This is a genomic window from Leisingera sp. ABD4_442, from assembly GCF_056160905.1.
On record NZ_JBSWYB010000032.1, the window covers coordinates 1 to 24882 of the forward strand.

General features: G+C 62.2%; 19 protein-coding genes. 12 read left to right on the forward strand and 7 right to left on the reverse strand.

Going from position 1 to position 24882, the window contains the following annotated elements; genetic code table 11:
* Positions 1 to 239 precede the first annotated feature (239 nt).
* On the reverse strand, positions 240 to 1631 hold the full coding sequence (locus tag ACXAHG_RS18520; protein WP_475059712.1) for a M20/M25/M40 family metallo-hydrolase: 1392 nt from the start codon (positions 1629 to 1631) through the stop codon (positions 240 to 242).
* A 381-nt stretch (positions 1632 to 2012) separates the two neighbouring features.
* Between ACXAHG_RS18520 and hemA the strand changes: the two genes are divergently transcribed.
* The 3 genes from hemA to ispG all read left to right on the forward strand — a co-directional run bounded on the left by hemA (position 2013) and on the right by ispG (position 5814).
* Positions 2013 to 3248 carry a 5-aminolevulinate synthase gene (gene hemA, locus ACXAHG_RS18525; protein WP_475059714.1) on the forward strand — a complete coding sequence of 412 codons (1236 nt, stop codon included), beginning with the start codon at positions 2013 to 2015 and terminating at the stop codon, positions 3246 to 3248.
* A 130-nt stretch (positions 3249 to 3378) separates the two neighbouring features.
* A complete protein-coding gene (locus tag ACXAHG_RS18530; RefSeq protein ID WP_475043830.1) occupies positions 3379 to 4587 on the forward strand; it encodes a helix-turn-helix domain-containing protein in 1209 nt (402 codons plus the stop codon).
* Positions 4588 to 4692: 105 nt separating this feature from the next.
* Positions 4693 to 5814 (forward strand): flavodoxin-dependent (E)-4-hydroxy-3-methylbut-2-enyl-diphosphate synthase, encoded by a 1122-nt coding sequence (gene ispG / locus ACXAHG_RS18535; RefSeq protein WP_475043828.1) that lies wholly within the window; start codon positions 4693 to 4695, stop codon positions 5812 to 5814.
* A 79-nt stretch (positions 5815 to 5893) separates the two neighbouring features.
* On the opposite strand, the gene ACXAHG_RS18540 is transcribed toward ispG, so the two are convergent.
* Together ACXAHG_RS18540 and ACXAHG_RS18545 are read right to left on the reverse strand one after the other, a co-directional pair.
* Complete coding sequence (locus tag ACXAHG_RS18540; RefSeq protein WP_475059717.1) at positions 5894 to 6658, reverse strand: DsbA family protein; 765 nt, start codon at positions 6656 to 6658, stop codon at positions 5894 to 5896.
* Positions 6655 to 8034 (reverse strand): M48 family metalloprotease, encoded by a 1380-nt coding sequence (locus tag ACXAHG_RS18545; protein WP_475059719.1) that lies wholly within the window; start codon positions 8032 to 8034, stop codon positions 6655 to 6657. Before ACXAHG_RS18545 ends, ACXAHG_RS18540 begins: the two co-directional genes overlap by 4 nt.
* On the opposite strand from ACXAHG_RS18545, the gene ACXAHG_RS18550 reads away from it, so the two are divergent.
* The 4 genes from ACXAHG_RS18550 to ACXAHG_RS18565 all read left to right on the forward strand — a co-directional run bounded on the left by ACXAHG_RS18550 (position 8033) and on the right by ACXAHG_RS18565 (position 13908).
* Entirely contained in the window at positions 8033 to 9178 is a 1146-nt protein-coding gene (locus tag ACXAHG_RS18550) for a pyridoxal phosphate-dependent aminotransferase (protein WP_475043822.1), read from the forward strand. The genes ACXAHG_RS18545 and ACXAHG_RS18550 overlap by 2 nt on opposite strands.
* Positions 9179 to 9248: 70 nt before the next feature.
* On the forward strand, positions 9249 to 10478 hold the full coding sequence (locus tag ACXAHG_RS18555) for an N-acetylmuramoyl-L-alanine amidase (RefSeq protein ID WP_475059721.1): 1230 nt from the start codon (positions 9249 to 9251) through the stop codon (positions 10476 to 10478).
* A gap of 9 nt (positions 10479 to 10487) precedes the next feature.
* Complete coding sequence (locus tag ACXAHG_RS18560) at positions 10488 to 11276, forward strand: phosphodiesterase (RefSeq protein ID WP_475059724.1); 789 nt, start codon at positions 10488 to 10490, stop codon at positions 11274 to 11276.
* 130 nt (positions 11277 to 11406) lie between these two features.
* Entirely contained in the window at positions 11407 to 13908 is a 2502-nt protein-coding gene (locus tag ACXAHG_RS18565) for a penicillin-binding protein 1A (RefSeq protein WP_475059726.1), read from the forward strand.
* Here the strand turns inward: ACXAHG_RS18565 and ACXAHG_RS18570 are convergent.
* On the reverse strand, positions 13902 to 15902 hold the full coding sequence (locus ACXAHG_RS18570; protein ID WP_475059728.1) for a Hint domain-containing protein: 2001 nt from the start codon (positions 15900 to 15902) through the stop codon (positions 13902 to 13904). The two genes, ACXAHG_RS18565 and ACXAHG_RS18570, sit on opposite strands and share 7 nt — an antisense overlap.
* A 225-nt stretch (positions 15903 to 16127) precedes the next feature.
* On the opposite strand from ACXAHG_RS18570, the gene prfB reads away from it, so the two are divergent.
* The 3 genes from prfB (at position 16128) to ACXAHG_RS18585 (ending at position 19800) form a co-directional block, all read left to right on the forward strand.
* Positions 16128 to 17255, forward strand: coding sequence for a peptide chain release factor 2 (gene prfB, locus ACXAHG_RS18575; protein WP_475059731.1), 1128 nt, complete (start codon positions 16128 to 16130; stop codon positions 17253 to 17255).
* Between the two features lie 190 nt (positions 17256 to 17445).
* Positions 17446 to 18855, forward strand: a complete 1410-nt coding sequence (locus tag ACXAHG_RS18580; protein WP_475059733.1) for a calcium-binding protein — start codon at positions 17446 to 17448, stop codon at positions 18853 to 18855.
* Positions 18856 to 19029: 174 nt separating this feature from the next.
* Complete coding sequence (locus ACXAHG_RS18585; RefSeq protein WP_475043810.1) at positions 19030 to 19800, forward strand: DUF2189 domain-containing protein; 771 nt, start codon at positions 19030 to 19032, stop codon at positions 19798 to 19800.
* Positions 19801 to 19802: 2 nt separating this feature from the next.
* Here ACXAHG_RS18585 and ACXAHG_RS18590 read toward each other — a convergent pair whose 3' ends face one another.
* Positions 19803 to 20600 carry a helix-turn-helix domain-containing protein gene (locus ACXAHG_RS18590; protein WP_475043808.1) on the reverse strand — a complete coding sequence of 266 codons (798 nt, stop codon included), beginning with the start codon at positions 20598 to 20600 and terminating at the stop codon, positions 19803 to 19805.
* Positions 20601 to 20836: 236 nt separating this feature from the next.
* Here ACXAHG_RS18590 and ACXAHG_RS18595 point away from each other — a divergent pair, with 236 nt between their 5' ends.
* Positions 20837 to 21193 (forward strand): S1 domain-containing protein, encoded by a 357-nt coding sequence (locus tag ACXAHG_RS18595; RefSeq protein WP_475043807.1) that lies wholly within the window; start codon positions 20837 to 20839, stop codon positions 21191 to 21193.
* Between the two features lie 31 nt (positions 21194 to 21224).
* Here ACXAHG_RS18595 and ilvN read toward each other — a convergent pair whose 3' ends face one another.
* Both ilvN and ACXAHG_RS18605 read right to left on the reverse strand, forming a co-directional pair.
* Complete coding sequence (ilvN, locus tag ACXAHG_RS18600; protein ID WP_475043805.1) at positions 21225 to 21785, reverse strand: acetolactate synthase small subunit; 561 nt, start codon at positions 21783 to 21785, stop codon at positions 21225 to 21227.
* Positions 21786 to 21870: 85 nt separating this feature from the next.
* On the reverse strand, positions 21871 to 23622 hold the full coding sequence (locus ACXAHG_RS18605; RefSeq protein WP_475043803.1) for an acetolactate synthase 3 large subunit: 1752 nt from the start codon (positions 23620 to 23622) through the stop codon (positions 21871 to 21873).
* Positions 23623 to 24024: 402 nt separating this feature from the next.
* Here ACXAHG_RS18605 and ACXAHG_RS18610 point away from each other — a divergent pair, with 402 nt between their 5' ends.
* Positions 24025 to 24876, forward strand: coding sequence for a HalD/BesD family halogenase (locus ACXAHG_RS18610; protein ID WP_475059735.1), 852 nt, complete (start codon positions 24025 to 24027; stop codon positions 24874 to 24876).
* The last annotated feature ends 6 nt before the right edge of the window (positions 24877 to 24882 follow it).

Below are 24882 nucleotides of genomic sequence, written 5' to 3' on the forward strand. Positions count from 1 at the left end.
CCCCCGTCTCGTGGCTACCCGTTCTCCTTCCCCCCTCCCCTTGTCCCTCGCCCCAACCCCCCCCCCCCCCTTTTTTTTCCCTCCCCTCCTACACCCCCCCCCCCCGCGCCGCCTTTGGCGGCGCCATGCCCAACGGGAAGAGGGGCGCATCAGTGCCCCGATGACGGGCGGGAGAACGCGCATTTTTCTTGGCGGGAAGGCAAGGGCGGGGCGGGCTATTCGCAGGCCCCGCCAATGAATTACTTCGCGCTCAGTGCGTCCAGGATGCGGGCCCAGGAGCGCATGCCCTTGTGGAAGCTCTTCAGGTCGTATTTCTCGTTCGGCGAGTGGATGGCATCATCATCATTGGCAAAGCCGACGAGCATCGATTCCATGCCGAGGATCGACTTGAAGAAACCCGCGATCGGGATCGAGCCGCCCATGCCGCAGAACACTGCCTCGCGCTGCCATTCGTCCGACAGCGCGGCGCGGGCGGCGGTGAATTCGGGGCGGCTGATGTCCATGACTGACGCCTTGGAGCCTTCGAGATCGTTGTCCCAGACCACCTTGCAGTCGGGTTTCAGCTGCGCCTCGACGTGTTTGCGGATCTTTACCCGCAGCGCGTCAGGGTCCATGTCGCCGACCAGGCGGCAGGTGATCTTGCAATGCGCCTGTGACGGGATCACGGTCTTGGAGCCGGCGCCGTTGTAGCCGCCCCAAAGGCCGTTCACCTCCAGCGTCGGGCGGGCCCATTGCTGTTCCAGGACCGAGCGGTCCTTTTCGCCATGCGCCTGGGTGTAGCCCGCATTGTCAAGGTAGTCCTTTTCGTCAAAGCCGCAGCCTTCCCACTGGCGCAGCTGGTCCTCGGGCACCTCATGCACACCTTCATAGAAGCCGTCGACGGCGACCTTGCCGGTCTCTTCGTCATAGAAAGAGGCGACGATGCGGCTGAGTTCGCGCAATGGGTTGAGGCCGGGGCCGCCGTAGTGGCCGGAGTGCAGGTCAATGCGCGGGCCGATCACGGTGAATTCATCCTTCAGCATGCCGCGCAGTTGCGAGGAGATCGACGGCACCCCGCGCGACACCATCGAAGTGTCGCAGATCAGCGCGATGTCGGCCTTCAGTTCTTCTGCGTTGGCCTCCATGAAGGGAATGAGCGAGGGGGAGCCGCTCTCTTCTTCGCCCTCGAAGAAGAAGGTGATGCGGCAGGGCAGGGAGCCGTTGACGGCCTTCCAGGCGCGGCAGGCCTCGACAAAGGTCATCAGCTGGCCCTTGTCGTCCGAGGAGCCGCGGCCGCGGATCACGGTGCCGTTTGGGGTTTCCTCCAGCTGCGGCTCAAACGGCGGCGTGTTCCAGAGGCTCAGCGGGTCAACCGGCTGAACATCATAATGGCCGTAGAACAGCACATGCGGGGCGTCGGTGTTTTCCTCGCCCACATGGCCGACCACCATCGGGTGGCCTGGGGTGGTGCGCTTTTCCGCCTTGATGCCGATGGCGTTCAGGTCGGCGACCAGCCAGTCGGCGGCTTTGTCGCAGTCTGCCTTATAGGCAGGGTCGGTGGAAATCGACTGGATGCGCAGCAGTTCCATCAGCCGCTCTGTCGCGGCGTCTAGCTCTGCGTCGATCCGGTCCAGAACGTCATTCAGTGCCATTTTGCTCTCCTGTATGTCGGGGAGGCCCAGGGTAGGCCGTTTTGCCGCGGACCCTAACAGCGCGGTAAGGGAGGGGCCAGAGGTCCCGGGGCTGGAAATCCATGGCATTTTCAGCTGCGGCGGTTTCCGATCCTGCACATTATTCGGAAAACCGGGAAACAGATACGACGCAAACGGACACAGGTTGGCCGCAGCTGTCCTTGCCCGGCCTCTGTTTAAGTTTTATTTGACCTGCATCAATGTTGCGCACCCCCGGCGGCGCGTATGCAGTTGATCGGAGGGGGCGCCTGCGGTAACCATTCCCGGACGTGAATGTGGTCTGACCGCCGGACGGCCGAGCCCTTTACACAGCCCGCGTGCTCAGCCGGAGCACAATTAGCTATGGAGATGCCGGTGGACTATACCGCGAAACTGGACGCAGCGATTGCCAGCCTTCACGACGAGGGCCGTTACCGGACCTTCATCGACATCGAGCGCAAGAAGGGCCATTTCCCGCATGCGGTCTGGACCCGGCCGGATGGCCGCCAGCAGGATATCACTGTCTGGTGCGGCAACGACTATCTGGGCATGGGCCAGCACCCGGTTGTGCTGGAGGCGATGCATGATGCCATCGACTCGACCGGCGCAGGATCGGGCGGCACCCGCAATATCTCGGGCACCACGGTCTATCACAAGCAGCTGGAGGCCGAACTGGCCGATTTGCACGGCAAGGAAGCTTCGCTGCTGTTCACCTCGGCTTATATCGCCAATGATGCGACGCTGAGCACGCTGCCCAAGCTGTTCCCGGGACTGATCATTTATTCCGACGCGCTGAATCACGCCTCGATGATCGAAGGCGTGCGCCGCAATGGCGGGGCCAAGCGCATCTTCCGCCACAACGATGTGGCGCATCTGCGCGAGCTGCTGGAGGCGGACGATCCCAAGGCGCCCAAGCTGATTGCCTTTGAATCGGTTTATTCGATGGACGGCGATTTCGGCCCCATCGCCGAGATCTGCGACCTGGCGGATGAATTCGGCGCGCTGACCTATATCGACGAGGTCCATGCGGTTGGCATGTACGGCCCCCGCGGCGGCGGCGTGACTGAGCGGGACCGTCTGGCCCACCGCATCGACATCATCAACGGCACGCTCGCCAAGGCCTATGGCGTGATGGGCGGCTACATCGCGGCCTCGGCCAAGATGTGCGATGCGATCCGCTCTTATGCGCCGGGTTTCATCTTCACCACCTCGCTGGCGCCGTCGGTGGCGGCAGGGGCGGCGGCCTCGGTGGCATATCTGAAAGGCGCGCAGGAGCTGCGCGACAAGCATCAGGACCAGGCCAAGGTGCTGAAACTGCGCCTGAAGGGTCTTGGCCTGCCGATCATCGACCACGGCAGCCACATCGTGCCGGTAATCGTCGGCAACCCCGTTCACACCAAGGTGCTGTCCGATCACCTGCTGGAAGATTACGGCATCTACGTCCAGCCGATCAATTTCCCGACTGTGCCCCGCGGGACAGAGCGGCTGCGGTTCACGCCCTCGCCGGTGCACGGCCCCAAGGAGATCGACGCGCTGGTTCATGCAATGGACGCATTGTGGTCGCATTGTGCGCTGAATCGTGCCGAACTTGCCGGGTAACATACTGATCAGTGTAAATTTACCTTAGGTGTGTTACGCTGTTGTCAATCAATGAGCGGATCTGAGTCGCATCTGTGATTCTTTCACCGCTCAGCAGTAGATTGCGGCAGGCATTGATGGGACGGCAGGCATGATCGGGCGCTTCACCCAGCGCAAGCACGAAGAGCATGGAGAGGTCGCGGAACCGAAAGGTTTTGACGACTTCGAACTCAAGCTCGGTGACGTTATGCGGGGCGAACGGGCGACAATGGGCAAATCGCTGCTCGACGTCCAGCGCGAGCTGCGGATCAAGGCCTCCTATATCGCTGCCATCGAAAATTCAGACCCCACCGCCTTTGACACGCCCGGCTTTATCGCCGGGTATGTGCGGTCTTATGCCCGCTATCTGAACATGGATGCGGAACAGGCGTTCCAGGATTTCTGCAAGGAAAGCGGTTTTGCCGTGGCGCATGGCATGTCCGCCGAGGCCTCCAGCCGCAGCAAGTCCGGCGGCGCGCCTGCCGCCGCGTCCAAGGGCCTGGGCGGCGATGCCTTTGCCTCGCCCAATACCCCCTTTATCCCGGCCCCCAGCAGTTTCCTCAGCCAGATTGAGCCGCGCGCGGTTGGGTCTCTGATGGTGCTGGCCGGGCTGATCGGCGGCATTACCTATGGCGGCTGGGCGGTGCTGAAAGAGGTGCAGCAGGTGCAGTTTGCACCGGTGGATCAGACCCCGGCAGTGCTGGCGGACCTGGACCCGCTCAGCAGTGCCGTGCTGGAAGTTGCCGAAGGCGCCCAGGATCCCGCGGCTGAAGCGCTGGACCGGCTATACCGGCCGCAGGCGCTGGACGTGCCGGTGCTGGTCGCGCGCGATGCGCCGATTTCGACACTGGACCCTTCCACGCTTGGAAACTTCGCGGCGCCGGAACTGCCGAGCGTCGCCCTGGCGGAGGCCAGCATTTCCTATGAGCAGGATGCGTTGTCGCAACCGGTTCCGCAGGTCGTGGCGGAAATCAAACCGGGTGTGGAAATGGTGGCGGTGCGCCCCTCCTGGGTGCAGGTCACGGCTGCCGATGGCAGCGTGATCCTGGAAACCATCATGGATGCGGGCCAGCGTTTCGAGGTGCCTCTGACGGAGGATGCGCCAAAGCTGCGCACCGGGGAAAGCAGCGCCATCTATTTTGCCGTCAACGGCGAGCATTTCGGCCCGGTGGGCGAGCGCGGCCAGGTGTCCAAGAATATCGAGCTGTCGATGGATGCCATCACCGGCCGGTTTGAACTGGCAGACCTGACTGACGGGCGCAACGAGGCACTGGCGACCTTGGTAGCTGAGCTGCAAGCGGCCCAGCCGGCGTCGCAGTAAACGGATCTTCAGGAATTCCCGCAAGACGCCCGGTGCCGCCATTGCAGCGCCGGGCGTCAGCACGTATCTAGGCGGTAACAGGATCCAGCCGGGACACATGCCGCAATGTCGATCAATCACATCCGCCCCTGGCGCCATATCGAGCGCCGCAAAAGCCGCCAGATCCATGTGGGCAACGTGCCCGTCGGCGGTGATGCCCCGATTGCGGTGCAGACCATGACCAACACGCTGACCACCGATGTGGCGGCGACGGTGGCGCAGGTCCAGGCCGCGGCTGAGGCCGGGGCTGATCTGGTGCGGATCTCGGTGCCGGATGAGGCCTCGTCCAAAGCGTTGAAGGAAATCGTGCGCGAAAGCCCGGTGCCAATCGTCGCCGACATCCATTTCCACTATAAGCGCGGGATTGAGGCGGCAGAGGCAGGAGCGGCCTGCCTGCGCATCAACCCGGGCAACATCGGTGATGAAAACCGTGTGGCCGAGGTGATCAAGGCAGCGCGCGACCACAATTGCTCAATCCGGATCGGGGTGAATGCCGGCTCCTTGGAAAAGCACCTCTTGGACAAATACGGCGAGCCCTGCCCGGAGGCGATGGTGGAGAGCGGGCTCGACCATATCCGCATCCTGCAGGATCATGACTTTCATGAATTCAAGATCTCGGTGAAAGCCTCCGACGTCTTCATGACCGCTGCCGCTTATCAGCAGCTGGCGGAAGCCACAGACGCGCCCATTCATCTTGGCGTGACCGAAGCCGGCGGCTTTGTTTCCGGCACTATCAAATCTGCCATTGGCCTGGGACAGCTGTTGTGGATGGGCATTGGCGACACGTTGCGCGTCAGCCTCTCTGCCGATCCGGTGGAGGAGGTGAAGGTGGGGTTTGAGATCCTCAAATCCCTTGGCCTGCGCCACCGCGGCGTCAATATCATCTCCTGCCCCAGTTGCGCGCGTCAGGGGTTTGATGTGATCAAGACGGTAGAAACCCTGGAGAAGCGCCTGGAGCACGTTAAGACCCCGATGAGTCTCAGCATTATCGGCTGCGTTGTGAACGGCCCGGGCGAGGCGCTGATGACCGATGTCGGCTTCACTGGCGGCGGCGCGGGCTCCGGCATGGTCTATCTGGCCGGCAAGGCCAGCCACAAGATGTCCAACGAACAGATGGTCGACCACATCGTCGAGGAGGTCGAGAAAAAGGCCGCGCAGATCGAGGCGGCCCAGGAAGCGGCGGAGTAATACTCCAGCCGTTTCATCTTTCCAGAAATACTCCGGGGTCCGGGGCAGCGCCCCGGTCCTGCCGGTTCAGCTTAACCGATCAGCTCTGCTGCTCGCGGATCTCCGCCACCATGATCTCCATCTGGTCGGCAGGCAGGTAACCGCGCAGCAATTCATTGCCCAGCACAAAGGTCGGGGTGCCGGAGATGGCCATTTTCTGCGCTAGCGCGCGGGTCTGGCGCAGCTCGGCAGTGACCTCTTCGCTGTCCATCTTGGCAAAGATCGCCTCTGCATCCAGCGAAAGGCCATCGGCCAGGCGGCGCAGCGCAACCTCGTTCGGCTCGGCGCCGAAGTCGATCAGCGCGTCATGCACTTGCTTATAGGCGTCAGCACCGGCCACGTGTTTGGTGGCTACGGCAAAACGCGATGACAGAACCGACGCCTCGCCCAGGATCGGGAATTCCTTGATCACCAGGCGGATGTTGCCATCGCTTTCCAGCAGTTTGGCGACTTCGGGTGCGGCGCGGCGGCAGTAGCCGCAGCGGTAGTCCATGAACTCGACCAGGGTGATGTCGCCATCCGGGTTGCCGCCGACCCAGGAATAGCCATCATTCACCAGCTCCTCCATATTGTCGGCGACCAGCACGTCGTCGCGCGCGGCTTCGGCCTGCTGCTGGCGCTGTTCCAGCAGGTCAACGGCTTCCAGGATCAGTTCCGGATTGGCCAGGATGTAGTTGCGGACTTCTTCGCCAAAGGCCTCGCGCTCAGCCTCCGTCATCGCGCTGGCGTCAAAGGCCTGGGCCGGGGCGCCCAGCAGGGCGAGCGCTGTGGCCGCCGCGGCGGCTGTGCGGGTGAAAAGGGTCATTTTCGTCTCTTCCTCTTTTGAGCTTTTTCATAGGCTGTCAGCACGTCCTGTGCCCGCCGCGCAGCGGCAGTTCCTGCAGGCAGCAAAGCGACGGCCCGTTTGGCATGAATGCCGGCGTCCCGCAGACGTCCTTGCAAGGCATATCGTTCGGCGGTGACCAGCGCTGCCATGCCGCGCTGGCCGGTTTTGGCATAGGCCAGCGACATGTCGCGCAGCAGCACCGTGTTGCGGAAATCGATGGCGCGGGCCTTCTCCATGGACTTGAGAGCTGCCTTGGGCTGGCCGGCCGCCAGCTGGGCGCGGCCGTAGCCGGTCAGGATCAAGGGATCCCTGGGGGCCAGCTTGACCGCGGTGGCATAGGCCGCCAGGGCAGCGCTCCATTGGCGGTTCTCGATCAGGATCTGGCCCTTCATCTCGTGGTAGAACGGATCGGATGGCCGGATTGCGAGCGCGCCGTTCATCGCCCTGATCGCCTTCTTCAGGCTGTTCTGCCTGTGATAAGCCGCAGCCTCGCGCATCAGGCGGACGTCTTTGAACTGTTCTTCACGCACCCGGCGCAGGGTCCATTTCGGGGCGCGGGTGAAGGCCGACAGTTTGCCGCGGACGCGGGCGAACCAGTATTGCGCTTCCTGGCTGGCTGCGCCCTTGTCGCCGTGGGCTGCCAGATAGGCCTTGGCCGCGCGGATGCGGTCGCGGCTCAAGGGGTGGGAGCGGGTGTAGGGGGCCTGGCTGGCGGCGCTGAGAACCTCCTGGCCGGCAAAGGCGCGGTGAAGGTCGACCAGCCCCTGCGGGCTGATGCCTGCGCGGTTCAGATAATCGGCTGCGGAGCGGTCGGCAGAGCTTTCCTCGGCCCGGGTATGTGCCAGAAAGCTGCGCAACGCGGAGTTCTGGGTGCCGATGGCAATGCCGGCCGCCGCATCTCCGCCGCCGGCTGCCGCGGCAAGTGCGGCTAGTGCCAGGCCCAGCCCCGCGGCACTGTTGGCAGAGCGCAGATTCTGCATCCGCCGCGCCAGATGGCCGTTGGTGATATGGGCGGCCTCATGGGCGATCACCGCTTGCAGCATTTCCGGGCTGGTGACCTTTAGGATCAGTCCGTAATGCACGAAAATCGTTCGCGAATCCACAACGAAGGCATTGAAGGACGAGTCATTGACCAGAAGGATCCGCACCCGGTTCGCATTCAGCCCCGCAGCGCGCAGCACTGGCGCCGCCAGGCGGTTCAGCCCGTGTTCAATGTCCGGATCGCGCAGCAGCGAGATCGACGCAGCCTGCGCCGCTGAGGCTATCTGAATCAGCGCGCAAAGCAAAAGAGCCGGGATTGACGCCAGCCGGAAGAAACGGTCAAAACTCATGCGCGCACATTGGGAGATAAGCATGCGAAACTCAACCCGGTCCGAGGTCGATCCCTTCATTGTGATGGATGTGATGGAGGCTGCCCGCAAGGCTGAGGAGGCAGGCCGCCATATCATTCACATGGAGGTGGGCCAGCCGTCGACCGGGGCACCGGCCGGTGCGTTGAAGGCGCTGGGGAATGCACTGGAAAACAATGCCTTGGGCTATACAGTTGCCTTGGGTCTGCCAGCCCTGCGCAAGCGGATCGCGCAATTGTACGGGGAATGGTACAACGTCGATCTGAACCCGGAGCGGGTGATCGTTACGCCGGGCTCCTCCGGCGCCTTCCTGCTGAGTTTCACGGCGCTGTTTGACAGCGGCGACCGTGTCGGCATCGGTGCGCCGGGCTACCCCTCTTACCGGCAAATTTTGAAGGCGCTGGGGCTGGTGCCGGTGGACATCCAGACCGCACCGGAGAACCGGCTGCAGCCGGTGGCGGCGGATCTCAAGGGGCAGGACCTGGCCGGGCTGATGGTGGCCTCACCTGCCAATCCGACCGGCACGATGCTGGATCACGCGGCGATGGGCGCGCTGATCGACGCGGCACGGGACGAGGGCGCCAGCTTTATCTCCGACGAGATTTATCACGGGCTGGAATACGAGGCGAAGGCGGTTACTGCGCTGGAGCTGACCGACGAGTGTTATGTGATCAACTCCTTCTCCAAGTTTTTCTCAATGACCGGCTGGCGGGTGGGCTGGATGGTGGTGCCGGAGGATCATGTGCGGGTGGTGGAACGCATCGCTCAGAACATGTTCATCTGTGCGCCGCACGCAAGCCAGGTAGCGGCGCTGGCGGCGATGGATAGCGAGGATGAGATGCGGCAAAACCTGGCCGTCTACGCAAAAAACCGCCAATTAATGCTGGATGGTTTGCCGAAAGCCGGGTTCAGCAGGATCGCGCCGCCGGACGGGGCGTTTTATGTCTATGCCGATGTGTCGGACCTGACCAATGACAGCCGCAGATTTGCCGCGGAAATCCTTGATAAGGCTGGGGTTGCGGTGACGCCGGGACTGGACTTCGATCCCGTCCGCGGCGCCACCACGCTGCGGTTTTCTTATGCGCGGTCAACTGCGGATATCGAGGAAGGCCTGGCGCGGCTCACCCGGTTCATGGCGGAGCGCGGCTGAACGCAGAAGGCGGATTTCCAATCCAGCCGTAATTGCCTAGTCTGCCCGCCAAAAGACCAAGAGGCGTGGCATGGGCAGACTGTTCAAACTTACCGCACTGATCTGGATGCTGGCCGCAGGCGCCTGGGCGCAGGGGTTCAGCGGCCTGGCCCGGATCGACCCGGAAACCAGCCGGGTGACGGATGCCTGGCAGGGGGCTGAGGTTTCCCTGGGCCTCAGTCAGGGCGTGCCGTTCCGGCTGTTCACATTGGACGGGCCGCCGCGGCTGGTGCTGGATTTTCAGGAGGTGGACTGGACCGGTCTGACGCCGGAGGCGCTGTTGCAGGGGGAACAGGTCTCCGCGGCGCAATTCGGCACCTATGTCCCGGGCTGGTCGCGGCTGGTGCTGGAGCTTGCGAAGCCAATGAAAGTGTCCGAAGCCGCGATGACGGTGGACCAGGTGACGGCTGCGGCCCGGCTGATGGTGTCGCTGCAGCCTGCCACGGCAGAGGAGTTTGCCGCCAAGGCAGGCGCTCCGAAGGATCCGCGCTGGGACTTGCCTGCGCCAGAGGCGGTGCAGGGCCGCGGGGAGCGGGACGAGAACGCGCCTTTGCTGGTGATGCTGGACCCGGGCCATGGCGGTATTGATCCGGGCGCCGAACGGGATCACCACAGCGGCCATGTGGTTGAGAAACACCTGATGCTGCAGTTCGCGCGGGAGCTGGGCGAGGTGCTGATCCGGTCGGGGCAATTCACCGTTCAGCTGACCCGCGATGACGATTACTTTGTGTCGCTGGAGCGCCGCATCGCGCTGGCGCATCAGGCGGGAGCAGATGTGTTCATCTCGCTGCATGCGGATACGATTTCCGAAGGCCGGGCGCATGGCTCGACCGTTTACACGCTCTCCAAGGAGGCCTCGGACGTGGCCTCAGCCAAGCTGGCGGAGCGGCATCTGCGCGGTGATCTCTTGTCCGGCACCGATCTCAGCCAGGCGGACGACGGGGTGACGGCTGTGATGCTGGACCTGGCCCGGCAGGAAACCCAGCCGCGCAGCGACGCGCTGGCGGCGGCGCTTATCAAGGGATTGCGTGAACAGGGCCGGCCGATCAACAACCGGCCGCTGCGCTCTGCCGGGTTTTCGGTGCTGAAGTCGGCGGATATTCCTTCGGTTCTGGTGGAGATCGGCTTTTTGTCCAGCAAGCGGGACCTGAAGAACCTGGTTGACGCGGACTGGCGGGCCAAGGCGGCGCGCGGCATCCTCGATGGGCTGATTGCCTGGCGCATCGAAGACGACGCCCGCCGCGCGTTGGTACGGCAGTAGGGGGAGGCAATGAAACTGATCTGGATGTCAGATCTGCATTTCGAGGCAGAGGGGCTGGTGCTGGGCTATGATCCGCGAGCAAGGCTGCAGGCGGCGGTTGATTATATCTCGGCACGTCACAGTGACGCTGCAGCCTGCCTGATCACCGGTGATCTGGTTGAAACGGGAACTGTTCAGAATTACAGGGCGTTGCAGGGGTTTCTTAACCAATTGCCAATGCCGGTTCTGCCCCTGGCCGGCAACCACGACGACCGCGACGCCCTGCGGGAGGTGCTGCCGCTGCCAGGATCTGCGATGGCAGGCTTTGTCCAGTACCGGGCGGATTTTGCCGGGCTTTGCGTTTTGGGCCTGGATACGCTGATCCCCGGAGAAGACGCAGGACTATTATGCGCTGAGCGGCTGGACTGGCTGAAGGCAGAGCTGGATGCTTTGGACGGCCAGCCGGTTATTGCTGCCTTGCATCACCCGCCGCTGAAGCTGGGCCTGCCGATGCTGGATCCGGATAATTTGCAGAACGGGGATGCGCTGCTGGACCTGCTGGCGGATTATCCCAATGTGCTGCACTTGCTGGCGGGCCATGTGCACCGGCCGTGTTCCGGCACCGCGCGGGGTATCCCCTTCACCACGGCAAAATCGGTGCTGTATCAGGCGCCGCCGCCGCGCCCGGAGTGGGATTGGAGCAGCTTCCGGCCCGCGGCAGAGGCACCTGCGCTTACGGTGCTGGAGCACAGCGCGGCCGGGCTGGTGCTGCAGCAATGCCAGTTTTGTGACCACGCCCATGGCGGTCCCGCTGCGTAAGACGCCGCATCAGGCGGGGAAATGTGATAGGATTCTCCCATCTTTCCCGGCATAGATCCGCTGTTTCCTGTTTTGACCCCGGGGATTGCCGCGCCTATATAGGCGGCACCTCGCGAGAAAGGCCAAACCCGTGCTCAGGTTCATACTCTCCTTCTTCGGTTCCATCTTCAGCACCATCACCCTTGGGGTGGCGATGGTGGCACTGACCATCGGGGCGGTGTTCTGGATCTACGGGCGCGACCTGCCGAGCCATGAATCGCTGGCCCAGTATCAGCCGCCTACGATCAGCCGGATCTATTCGGGCGAGGGGCATCTGATCGACGAGTTTGCCAAGGAACGCCGCCTGTTTACCCCGTCGGCGGAAATCCCGGATCTGGTGAAACAGGCCTTCATCTCGGCAGAGGACAAGAATTTCTACAGCCACGCAGGCTATGACGCACGCGGCATCGCTGCGGCGGCGATCGAGGCAGTGCGGTCGCGCGGCCGGAACGTGCGCGGCGCCTCGACCATCACCCAGCAGGTGATGAAGAACTTCCTCTTGTCCGGCGACCGCCGGGCAGAGCGCAAGATCAAGGAGATCATCCTGGCCACACGGCTGGAGGAGACGCTCGACAAGGAGCGGATCCTGGAGCTGTATCTGAACGAGATCTTCCTGGGGCAGAACTCCTATGGTGTGACGGCGGCGGCGCAGACCTATTTCAACAAGACCTTGGGTGAGCTGGAACCGCATGAGGCGGCGACGCTGGCCTCGATGCCCAAGGCGCCGTCGGATTATCACCCGGTGCGCCAGAAGGAGCGTCTGCTGGCGCGGCGCAACTACGTGCTGCGTGAGATGCGCGAGAATGGCTATATCTCCAAGGACGTCTATGAGGTCGAGGTGGCGCAGCCGCTGCGCTCCGTCCAGAATGGCGATTTCGAGGGTTTCCGCACCGCACTGCCGCCACGCGACTATTTCACGGACGAGATCCGCCGCCAGCTGACCGAGGATTTCGGCGAGGGCGAGTTCTTCACCGGCGGCTTTACCGTGCGCGCAACCATCGACCACGAAATGCAGGCCGAGGCGGCGCTGGCGATGCGCGGCGGCTTGCAGAAATACGACCGCTCCCGCGGGATCTGGCGCGGCACCGGTGTTACGCTGGAGGAGGCACAGCTGACGGATGAGGCCGCCTGGCGCACAGCGCTGGCGTCGGCCGAGGTGTCCCGCGACATTGATCTGGGCGGCAAGTGGTATCCGGCGGTTGCGTTGGAGGTGGGCGACCAGTCCCTGACCGTGGGGGTTGAAGGTGCTGAGGGCACCGGCACCGTGCCGCGTTCCGACATTAAGTGGATGAAGGGCAGCTTCAAGGACAACATCAGCCGCGGCGACGTGGTGCTGGTACGGGCCGAAGAAAAGAACGGTGAATTCAGCCACTGGTCGCTGCGGCAGGTGCCGGAAGTGCAGGGCGGCTTTGTCGCGATGGACGTGAACACCGGCAGGGTTCTGGCGATGCAGGGGGGCTTTTCCTACCAGCATTCGGTGTTCAACCGCGCCACCCAGGCGCTGCGCCAGCCGGGCTCCAGTTTTAAGCCGTTTGTCTATGCGGCGGCGCTGGACAGCGGCTACAGCCCGGCGACCATCGTGGTCGACGCCCCGATTGAGATCAACACACCGCAGGGGCTGTGGCGGCCCAAGAACTCCTCCAACAAGTTTTATGGCCCGACACCGCTGCGCACGGGTATTGAACAGTCGCGGAACCTGATGACCATCCGCCTGGCGCAGGAGGTCGGGATGCCGGTGGTGGCGGGATATGCAGAACGCTTTGGCGTCTATGACAACATGGGGCCGTTCCTGGCTAACTCGCTGGGGGCAGAGGAAACCACGCTCTATAAGATGGTGGCGGCCTATGCGATGTTTGCCAACGGCGGCGAGCGGGTGCAGCCGACACTGGTGGACCGGGTGCAGGACCGCTTTGGCAAGACCATCTACCGCCACGACGACCGTGACTGTGTCGACTGTGCCGACCCTGCGCTGGCCCCTGGCCAGGCGCCGCGCATTGTCACCGACCGCGAGCAGGTGATGGACCCGATCACTGCCTATCAGCTCACCTCGATGATGAAGGGCGTGGTGGACCGCGGCACCGCGTCGAGCGTGATCAACCTGCCGGTTCCCACCGCGGGCAAGACCGGCACCACCAACGATTCCCGCGATGTCTGGTTCGTCGGTTTCACCTCCAACATCGTGGCGGGATGCTACATGGGTTTTGACCAGCCGCGCCCGATGGGCCGCGGCGCCTATGGCGGCACCATGTGCGGGCCGGTGTTCCAGCAATTCATGAAGAAGGCGACCGAGAAATTCGGCGGCGGCCCGTTTGAGGTGCCCGAGGGCGGTCATTTCATCAAAATCGACCGTTACACCGGCGCGCGCCTGCCCAACGACGCCTCTGGCGCCTATGTGGTCGCGGAATATTTCCGCGACGGGTTCGAGCCGATCTTTGGTCTGACCTACGATGGCGGTTTTGCCATGGGATCAAACCTGCCGCTGATCGAAGAGGTGCAGGAATCGGGCCGTCAGGTTACCACCTCCAGCGGCGGCACCGCAGTGCTGGGGCCCAAGGCAACCTTTGGCACCATCAGCTCCGGCGGGCTTTATTGATCCGGCGGGGTTTGCGGCCTCAGCAGCGCGGCCTCATGGCGCACGGCGCACAGGCGGGCAGTTTTGCCGCCTTCGCCGTTGTGCCAGCGCAGATCTGGCATGATGCGGAACAACTCTTCGCGCACGGTACCCTCCAGGGCTGAAACCGCCTGAACACCGGGATGAAAGCTCTCGGTGGCGGCGCCTTCGGCATAGATGATCTCATGCTGGTCAAACAGCACATGCACATAGGTGACCATTCCGCCCGGCTCGCGCCGGATGGAGCGGTCGTTCAGCATATGCACCGCTGAGACCAAAACCTCGCGGTCACCGAACAGCAGGCTGGCCTGAGGGCCGGTGAAAAGCATCCGGTGCTGCGGCGAGACCAGAAGGTCGCGCTCCGCCCCGAATTGGCCCGCCTTGATGCGGATGGGGGCCAGATTTCCCGCAGCGGGCACCGTTGACTGGCTGATCCAGCGCACGGGCTGCAGCCCGTTGTCCCGCGTCATCACCTGATCACCCGGGCGCAGGGTCTCAATGGCGCGCAGACCAGCGGCGGTGGCGATACGGGTGCCGCTGGTGAAACAGATGATGGTCTCGATGCCGGAGAAATGCACGGTGCTGCCGTCCAGCAGCTTGGCTGTGCCGGTCAGGCTGCCACCGGTGTTGTCAGTAATGTTCAGCGTGCCGGTGTCGAGCTGGCCGTTGAAATCAAGCGTGTCACCGGCGGTTTCGCCATCGTCGCCGCCAGTGATGGTGATATCGCCGGTGATGAAGGTCTCGTCCGGCGCGATTGTGAAATAGTCATCACCATCGCCGCCGCTGGCGGAATCGCCCTCACCCGCGGTGATGCTGTCATCCCCAGCGCCGCCATCCAGCGTGTCGGCACCGCTGCCGCCGTCCAGCGTGTCGTCGCCGCCCTGGCCATAGATCACATCATCTCCAGCACCGCCTGAAATGCTGTCATTGCCATCGGAGGGCGTTTCCGGCGGCACCGTGAAGGTGATGTCGGTGACCATATAGTCAGAGCCGTCGGTGCCATCGGTCTGCAGGTTGGCGGACAACACCAGTTGGTCAAAGGGGCCATAGCCGTTGATGTCGACAGTTCCGATGCCGCTGCCCGCGGTGTCCTCGGTAAAATCGCCCTGGGCGACCAGCACGCCATCCTTGTAGATCGCCCAATGCCCCTCTTCGCCGAAACCATCGGTATAGAGATGCTTGAAGGAGAAGCTGGCGTCTTCGGTGTCCTGGTCGAAATCGACGATCAGCTCTTCGGAGATGCCGGAGGCCTTGTCATAGCCGATCTGCTCATAGACGTTGCCGCTGTCAGTATCCGAAATCGCACCCGCAACCCCGAAACCGCCGTCGTAGTAGTCAATATTGGCGGCGCTGGCGTTGCCGGAAATGTCCTTGGCGGTCACCGTGAAGCCGCTGCTGGTGTCGGTGACATTTGACGCATTGATGCTTTGATCAGAGTCGGTCAGGCCCGCTTCGCTGCTGCTGTCGCCATAAATGGTGTCAGCGCCTGCGCCGCCCTCCAGGCTGTCGTCGCCTGCGCCGCCGAACACCATGTCGTTGTCCGCACCGGCATCAACAGTGTCGTTGCCGGCGCCTGCCTCCACCGTGTCCTGATTGCCGGATGCACCGCCGCCGCTGCCGTTGTCGATCTGGTCGCCATCGCTGTCGGTATAGCTGCTGTCAATATTGTCAGCTCCGCTGGTGCCCTCCACGGGACCGTCGGTGTCTGTATAGGCTGGCGGGTTATCCGCGGTGGCGGAACTGACGGAATCCGGCGGGCCCAGATCCGGCACGAAATAGACATTGCCATCAGCGGCCAGGTAGTAGACCCCGGTTTCGACCTCGTTCGTGTAAGGCGTGCCGCTGTGGGTGCCGGTCCAGCTCCAGCTTCCGGCGCCCAGGTTCTGGTCGGTGGTGAAAGAGGAATAAGTGGACGTAATCGTATCGCCGTGATCGAGCGAGCCGTCTCCAAGCTGGACAAGATATCCGCTGGGCATAGTCCAAGGTCCCCGGTTTCCGGACGGCAGCCCGCCCGTCAATGTTCCAGCGGTCAGACTGCATGAGCCCGCGTTAAGGCGGCGTTTGCCTTCCTTGGAAATTTATGCGGAATTTTAAGAGGTTTTTCTGCAGCACCCGGCAGGCCTGCGGCCGGTCTGGCCGCTTGCCCGCGGCGCAAGGGTGGTTTATCACGCAGTCCTGATCTCAGATTGCAAGGACCTCCCATGCGCGCGGAAACCCAGAACATCGTTGCAGACATCGAGAAATCGCTGGAACTGCTGGCCCAGCGGATGAACTGGGAAACCGCCGAATACCGGCTGGAGGAGTTCAATGCGCGGGTCGAGGATCCGAACCTGTGGGACGATCCTGAAGCTGCGCAGAAACTGATGCGCGAGCGCCAGGCGCTGGTGGATTCCATTGATACCTACAAGGGCATCCAGCAGGATCTGTCCGACAACATCGAGCTGATCGAACTGGGTGAGATGGAAGATGACGCTGAGGTCATCAAGGATGCCGAGGCGTCACTGGCGGCGCTGAAGGAAAAGGCGGCTGAAAAAGAGCTGGAAGCGCTTCTGGACGGCGAGGCCGATGCCAATGACACCTTCCTGGAGATCAACGCTGGTGCTGGCGGTACAGAGAGCTGCGACTGGGCCTCGATGCTGGCGCGGATGTATGTCCGCTGGGCCGAGAAGAAGGGTTACAAGGTCGAGCTGCAGTCCGAAAGCGCAGGCGACGAGGCAGGCATCAAGTCTGCTGCCTATAAGATTTCCGGCCACAATGCCTATGGCTGGCTGAAGTCCGAGAGCGGCGTGCACCGGCTGGTGCGGATCTCGCCATATGACTCGGCGGCCAAGCGGCACACGTCGTTCAGCTCCGTCTGGGTCTACCCGGTTGTGGACGACAACATCGAGATCGACGTGAACCCATCCGACATTCGCGTCGATACCTACCGCTCCTCCGGTGCGGGCGGCCAGCACGTCAACACCACCGACTCAGCAGTGCGGATCACCCACATCCCGACCGGCATCGTGGTGACCTCGTCCGAGAAATCCCAGCACCAGAACCGCGATATCGCCATGAAGGCGCTGAAATCGCGCCTCTACCAACAGGAGCTGGACCGCCGCAACGCTGCCATCAACGAGGCGCATGAGGCCAAGGGCGATGCCGGCTGGGGCAACCAGATCCGCTCTTACGTGCTGCAGCCCTATCAGATGGTGAAGGACCTGCGCACCCAGCATGAAACCTCTGATACCAAGGGGGTGCTGGATGGTGACCTGGATGGTTTCATGGCGGCCACGCTGGCGCTGAATGTCTCTGGCAAGAGCCGCGCGGACGCGCAGGCCGAGGACTGATCCGGCACCGCCGCAAAAACTGGATATCCGAATGCACAGAGCCCCAGGGCAGCCAGCCTGGGGCTCTTTTTCCGCGCGCGTTCTTTTTATTCTCTGCTTATGGTAAACTAAACCCGCGGTTTTGGCTTATTGTTTCCAGTTCCGGAGCCGCTGTTAAAGATTTCAGTCAGGTAAAGAGAGGGATGGTGCCATGGCCGATTTTGAGCTGAATCTGGCATTTGACGGTGAAACTGAGATTCCCCGGCGCGAGGGGCAGCCCGCGGTCCCGTGGGGTAACAGGTTTCTCAATTCCTACAACATTTTTGAAAGCGATCCGGACAACCGCCTGATTGTGGACGCAACTCTGTCCGGCGAGGACTGGATCGCAAAAATCCTCCGCTTCGGTGATGAGGCAAGAACCAATGTGACGCGGATCACGGACGCCGGCAGCGGCGCCGGCCGCCGGATTGACTATCTAGAGGTTGGCTACAACTCTGAAATTGAACTGGACTCCACCCGCATTCGCCAGATCAACGGCTGGGACGGCGAAAGGCATATGGTCACGCTGGGCAACAACCAGGAAGGCAGCACCTTTTCCATTTTCCTGTTTGCCGCAGAAAACATCCTGACCACGGGCAATGCGCATGTGTTCAGCATACAGACCGGTCTTGGCAGCAGTGATGCGGACCGTGCCAAGGGCGATGTGATCACCATCGGGACAGGTGGCGCTGGGACGGTTCGGACCGGTGTAGGGGACGACAAGGTGGTGATCCGCAATGGGTTTGCTGAGTTCGTCAGCACGTCAAACGGCAATGATACGGTGATTGCTGGCGCCAGCGGTGCTGGTGTCATCCGGACCGGGGATGGCAAGGACACCATCCGCACCGGCACGGAATGGGTCGAGCTGATCTCAGCCGGCGGCGGCAATGATACGGTTGTGGTCGGCACCGGCGGCGGCGGCGTGGTCCGGCTGAGCGACGGCCGGGACGTGGTAAAAATTTCGGAAACCAATCCGGATTTCGGGCTTCATATCAACGGCGGAAGCGGCAAAGACACCGCGGATTTCTCAAAATTCTCCACCGGTATTGTGGTCTCGCTGGACCTGGATGGCGCCTGGCAGAATCCTGGCGCGCGAGGCGGGAGGCTTGACGCGGACGGGCGCGGGTTCTTTCAGCTGACGGGAGTTGAAAACCTGGCGGGCACCGCAAGGGGCGACAGGCTGACGGGGGATGGCGGTGCCAACCTGTTGTCTGGCAAAAGCGGCAATGACCGGCTTTTTGGCCTTGCCGGCAACGACACGTTGAACGGCGGCGGCGGTAAGGACCGGCTGAATGGCGGGGCCGGCAGCGACACGCTGAATGGCGGCCGCGGCAATGATACGCTCGATGGGGGCGGCGGTGCGGATACCTTTGTGTTTGGTTCTGGCGGCGGCGATGATCTGGTCAGGGATTTTGCTGATGGCACCGATCTTTTTCAAATCCGGGGCCACAGCGGCGGGTTTGCCAATCTGGCAATCTCAGACAACAGCGGCGACCGGCTGATTGCCTATGACGGCGGCAGCATCCGGCTGGACGGCGATGCTGGGCTTGGGCTGACTGCAGATGACTTTGCCTTTGTCTGACGCCTTCCAGCGGCGGAACCAGGGGCGGGCCGCGAGATCCGCCCCTTTTTCGGCTCAGGGGGGCGGCGCGTTGACGGCGGCGGTACCCGTCAAACATTTATTCAAGAGGCATTTTTTAATAGCTGGTTCGCGGTTAGGCTGTCTAAAAAAGAAGAAGAGGGAGGACTAACTGCAATGACACCTGAAAAGCCCTTTGGCGTGCCGCCGCTGAAACCGGTCACCACACCGATGCTGTTTGAGGCGTTGCGCCGGGGCTGGGCTGACTTCCGCAAAAAGCCGCTCTACGGGCTGTTCTTTGCTGCGGTCTATGTCCTGGCTGGCTGGGGGATGGCCTGGGTCACTGTGCGCACCGGCACTACCTATTGGCTTGTGCTTGCCGCCATCGGCTTCCCGCTGATCGGCCCGTTCGCTGCAGTCGGGCTCTATGAGGTCTCGCACAGGCTGGAGCAGGGCAGGGGCATTGCTGTCGGCCGGATCCTGGGCGTGGTGCTGCAGCAGAGCCGTCGCCAGCTGCCATCGATCTGCGCCATTATTGTGGTGGTGTTCTTGTTCTGGTTTTTCCTTGGCCACATGATCTTTGCCCTGTTCCTGGGCCATGCCACGATGACCAATATCACCAGTTCAGCTGAGGTGTTTCTGACTGCCAACGGGTTGACGATGCTGGCCGTGGGCACGGTGGTGGGCGCACTGTTTGCGCTGCTGCTCTACATGATCACAGTGATCTCTCTGCCGCTGCTGCTGGACCGCGAAGTGGATTTCGTCACCGCGATGATCACCAGTTTCCAGTATGTGCAGCAGAATTTCGTGGTGATGATGATCTGGGCCGCGCTGATTGCCGGGGCCACTTTTGCGGCGCTGCTGCCGTGGTTTCTGGGGCTGTTCCTGGTGCTGCCGCTGCTGGGGCACGCCACCTGGCACATCTACCGCCAGGCCTCCGCTGAATAGCCTCAGCGGAAGGGCTCTCCGGTGTGCAGCAGGCGCTGGTGGAACGGCAAAAGTTCCGTTTCATCTGCAAAGCCCGCGCTGCGCGCCGCGTCCAGCACCTGGCGGGTGTCCCGGCCAAGGTGCTCATAGACCATGCGTGTCACCCGTTCGCCAGTGCTGCCTTCACGGACGGTGCGGGCAACGTAGCCGGACCAGAAGTTGTTCTCCAGAGAGGCGGTCCGGGCCAGGTAATTGAAGGAATAGGTCATCGATTTGCGCCGGGCGATGACAAAGGCAACGCCATCCTCGTGGCCGCTGACATAGCCGCGGAACTCCCGCGCTTCGGGGGTTGCGGACAGGCCCTGGCTGAGCATCGCTTCCTTGGCCTCAAACCCTTTGATGTAGGTCACGCCAGCGTCCCGGAACACATAGACAAGACCGATCACGAATTTCTCGTCATTGATAAAACTGCGGCGGGTAAAACGGTAAAAACCGGTTGGGAAAAACTCTTCCCTCAGATGCTGCACACCCTGGCCCAGAAAGTCGGCCAGAAACGGGCCATTGATCACCTGGCCGGCTTTGGACAGTTTGTCCACGGGGTCCAGAAGAATGCGGGCGTCCACCTCAAAGAAGCGGCAAATGCGGTCCAGAACATCGGGGCGCGGAAAGCTTTCCCCGGCCAGATAGCGGTTGAATTGCGTGCGGTTGATGCCCAGTTGCCGCGACAGTTCCGAAATAGAAGGGTATTGCCGGGACAATTGACGCAAATTGGCGCCAAACATGTTCCTAAGATCGGCTGGCGAGCGGTTCTGGCTGATCATCCTGGCCTCTGTAAGTGTGATATTTTGCGGCGAATTTGCGCTGCACTGGAACAGGTTATGCGAAAATCCGGCGGAACTGCACCAGATGTTGAACCTGACCGGCGTCAGGTCTGTTGCTAAGTCACGTCAGGAGGCGTGTCAAGCCGACACAAAAACTAGTGCTCCGGCACGTATTTTATCATGTTGGCGTCACTTCAATTGTATCAGAATTGGCAGGCGGCAATGCGAGGACTGGTATGATTGGAGTCGTTTTATGGAGTGACGAATCCCTGAACAAAGCCGTTATCTGGTGCGATGATCAGGGCGACTTGGCCTTTTATACAGGAAAGGCCGGGGGAAAATTCCAGGAACTGAATCCAGGTGATTGGGTTGAGTTTGATTTAACTTTGAGCGGCAATTGCAGGATCGCGGAAAACCCGTCGCTCCTGATTGAGCAGGGCAGCCCTGGGCTGGCTGACCGGCTGTGCGCCGCTGCAGGCGGTTGCAAGGATGCCGCGGCAGAGGCTCAGGACAGCGGAACCGTGGTGCCTTTTCCCATGACCGCGGAAAAAAAGCGGCGCGTTTCCGCGCCGCGTCACTTCAGACAAGGCTGAACGCCGGCACGTTGCCGTGCCGGTTTCAGGATCAGTTCCCGCGCAGCAGCGCCGCCACTCCGGTACGGGCGATCTCGGCCAGGCCAAGCGGACGCATCAGGTCCGCAAAGGCGTCAATCTTCTCCGGCGCGCCTGTGATTTCAAACACAAAGCTGTTGAGGGTGCTGTCGACCACATTGGCGCGGAAGATATCCGCCAGCCGCAGCGCTTCGACACGTTTTTCACCTTCGCCGGCCACCTTCAGGATCGCCAGTTCCCGCTCCACAGCATCGCCTTCGACGGTCAGGTCATGCACGTCGCGGACTGAGACGATGCGGCCCAGCTGCGCCTTGATCTGCTCGATCACCTGCGGCGTGCCGGTGGTGACGATAGTGATGCGCGATAGATGGCCGGTATGGTCCACTTCGGCCACGGTCAGGCTTTCGATGTTGTAGCCGCGGCCGGAGAACAGGCCGATCACACGGGCTAGAACACCGGGTTCGTTTTCCACCAGCACTGCGATGGTGTGGCGCTCCTGCACGTCCGAGAACGTCGGGCGCAGGTTATAGGCGGAATGGCGGGTGGAGCCTTTTTTGATATGCAGGGCAGACATTCGTGGTCTTCCTCTCGTATGTCGCTGCCAGGAAATTTGAATTTCCTGGCAAATTTCTTCGAAGAAATTTGCGGCGCCGCCGCGGTTACACCAGCACTGCGCCGCCGGCCTGGATGACGCCCTGCGTCTCCGCCTCGCCCAGCAGCATTTCGTTATGCGCCTTGCCCGAGGGGATCATCGGGAAGCAGTTTTCGTGCTTTTCGACCAGGCAGTCGAAGATCACCGGCCCGTCGTATTCGATCATCTCCATGATCGCATCGTCCAGGTCCGCAGGATCGCTGACCATGATGCCCTTGGCGCCGAAGGCCTCGGCAAGCTTCACGAAATCGGGCAGTGCTTCGGACCAGGAGTGGCTGTAGCGCTCACCATGCAGCAGTTCCTGCCACTGGCGCACCATGCCCAGGCGCTCATTGTTGAGGATGAACTGCTTCACCGGCAGCCGGAACTGCACCGCAGTGCCCATTTCCTGCATGTTCATCAGCCAGGAAGCTTCGCCCGCGACGTTGATTACCAGCGCGTCGGGATGTGCCATCTGCACCCCGATCGAGGCCGGGAAGCCGTAGCCCATGGTGCCGAGTCCGCCGGAAGTCATCCAGCGGTTCGGATCCTCAAAGCCCAGGTATTGCGCCGCCCACATCTGGTGCTGGCCAACCTCGGTGGTGACATAGCGGTCGTGGCCCTTGGTCAGCTCTTCCAGGCGCTGCAGCGCATATTGCGGCTTGATGGTCTTTTCCGAGTTCTTGAAGGACAGGCAGTTGACCGCGCGCCAGTCGTCGATCTGGGCGTGCCATTTCGCCAGCGCCTCGCGGTTCACCTTGCGGCCGCGTGCCTTCCAGACCTTCAGTACGTCTTCCAGCACATGGGCGACGTCGCCGACAATCGGAATGTCGACCCGGATCACCTTGTTGATCGAGGAAGGGTCGATGTCGATATGCGCCTTTTTCGAATTCGGGCTGAAGGCGTCCAGGCGGCCGGTGATCCGGTCGTCGAAACGGGCGCCGATGTTGATCATCAGGTCGCAGCCGTGCATCGCCAGGTTGGCCTCGTAGAGCCCGTGCATGCCCAGCATGCCGATCCAGTTCTTGCCCGAGGCCGGATAGGCGCCAAGGCCCATCAGAGTCGAGGTGACCGGGATGCCGGTGGCATCGACCAGCTCGCGCAGCAACTGGCTGGCGGCATTGCCGGAGTTGATCACACCGCCGCCGGTGTAAAACACCGGGCGCTCGGCGGCTTCGATGGCGGCGACCAGCTCGGTGATTTCCTCCATGTCACCCTTGACCTGCGGCTGGTAGTGCGAGGCGGCCGGTTTCGGGCCGTTGTATTCGCCGGTGGCAAACTGCACGTCCTTGGGGATGTCGATCAGGACAGGGCCAGGGCGGCCCGAAGTGGCGACATGGAAGGCCTCATGCAGGGTGCCCGCCAGGCTGTCGGTATCCTTGACCAGCCAGTTGTGCTTGGTGCAGGGGCGGGTGATGCCCACAGTGTCGGCCTCCTGGAAGGCGTCCGAGCCGATCATGAAGGTCGGAACCTGGCCGGTCAGAACCACCAGCGGGATTGAGTCCAGAAGCGCGTCCGTCAGGCCGGTCACCGCATTGGTGGCGCCGGGGCCGGAGGTCACCAGCACAACGCCGGGCTTGCCGGTGGAGCGGGCATAGCCTTCGGCGGCATGCACCGCGCCCTGTTCGTGGCGCACCAGCACGTGGCGGATGTCATTTTGCAGAAAGATCTCGTCATAGATCGGCAGCACGGCGCCGCCTGGGTATCCGAAGACTACGTCCACACCCTGATCCTTCAGGGCTTGGACAACCATCTTTGCGCCGGTCATTTCACGTGTCATCTGCTTTTTGCTCCAATTGGCGGCATCGTCCGTTACGCATAAAAAAAGCCCCCGATTTCAGGTCGGAGGCGCATGGGTTCGATTATGGTCTACCGTCACCGGCCCATGCGCTTGGTTCCTACGATTACGACTAGTGCGTTCACGTCACTGGCTCCTTACTGCGTTGCAGCGGACATTATGAGGGCTGGACAGGGGCGTCAACCGCCTAAGGTGTCAAAAAAGCCCCGTGCGGAGACATTTTCTTGCTCAAATCCCGGGGTGCAGCGAAATTTCCGCGAAAATGCCCGGTCAAAGAGTTGCGAAATCGTTCAAAACCGGCATCCGGCTGTCCCGTTTGTGCCAGATCGGCGCCTTGTCCGCAGGCAAGCTCAACCGAAAAGAGCTAACAGGGAAGGAACAAATATGGTCGAACTGTCGGAACTGGTGGATCTCGGGCGCTACCCGATCGACCGTCCGGGCTCCAAGGCTTTTGATCGGCTGATCGGCGATCTGCAGCGCGACTTGCAGGCGGACGGCTGTGCAGTGCTGCCGGGGTTTGTGCATGAGGAGGGGATCGCTATGCTGGCAGCCGAGGCGGACAGTGTGGCGGATCAGGGGCATAAATCCTTCAGCCGCACCAATGCGTATTTCTCGCAGGATGACAGCACCCTGCCGGAGAACCACCCGGTCCGTCAATTTTACGACCGCTCCAACGCCTTTATCCCCGCGGATAACTTCGGGGCGGACAGCCCGTTGCGCGTGATTTACGAATTTCCGGGCTTTATGCCCTTCATACGCACTGCGTTGGGGGAGCCGGAGGACCGTTTCTTCCGCTATGACGATCCGCTGGCCGATGTGATCATCAATATGGTGGAAGAAGGGCAGGGGTTCCCCTGGCATTTCGACACCAACAATTACACGGTGACGCTGGCGATTCAGAACGGCGAGGTCGGCGGCGATTTTGAATATGCGCCGATGCTGCGCACCTCCACGGACGAGAACTACGACGGTGTGGCGCGGGTGCTGGCAGGCGGTTCGCCTCTGGTGCGCAAGCTGGTGCTGCAGCCGGGCGATCTGCAAATTTTCCGCGGCCGCTATTCGCTGCACCGGGTGGCGCCGGTGCAAGGTCCGCGCAAGCGGTATGTCGGCATCTTCTCCTTTGTCGAGACCGAAGGCATGTGCGGCGGGGTGGAGCGCACCAAGCAGCTTTATGGCCGGGTGCTGCCGCGCCACTATGAACGCGAGGGCCTGCGTGCAGACGCGCTGCGGGACTGAACGTCT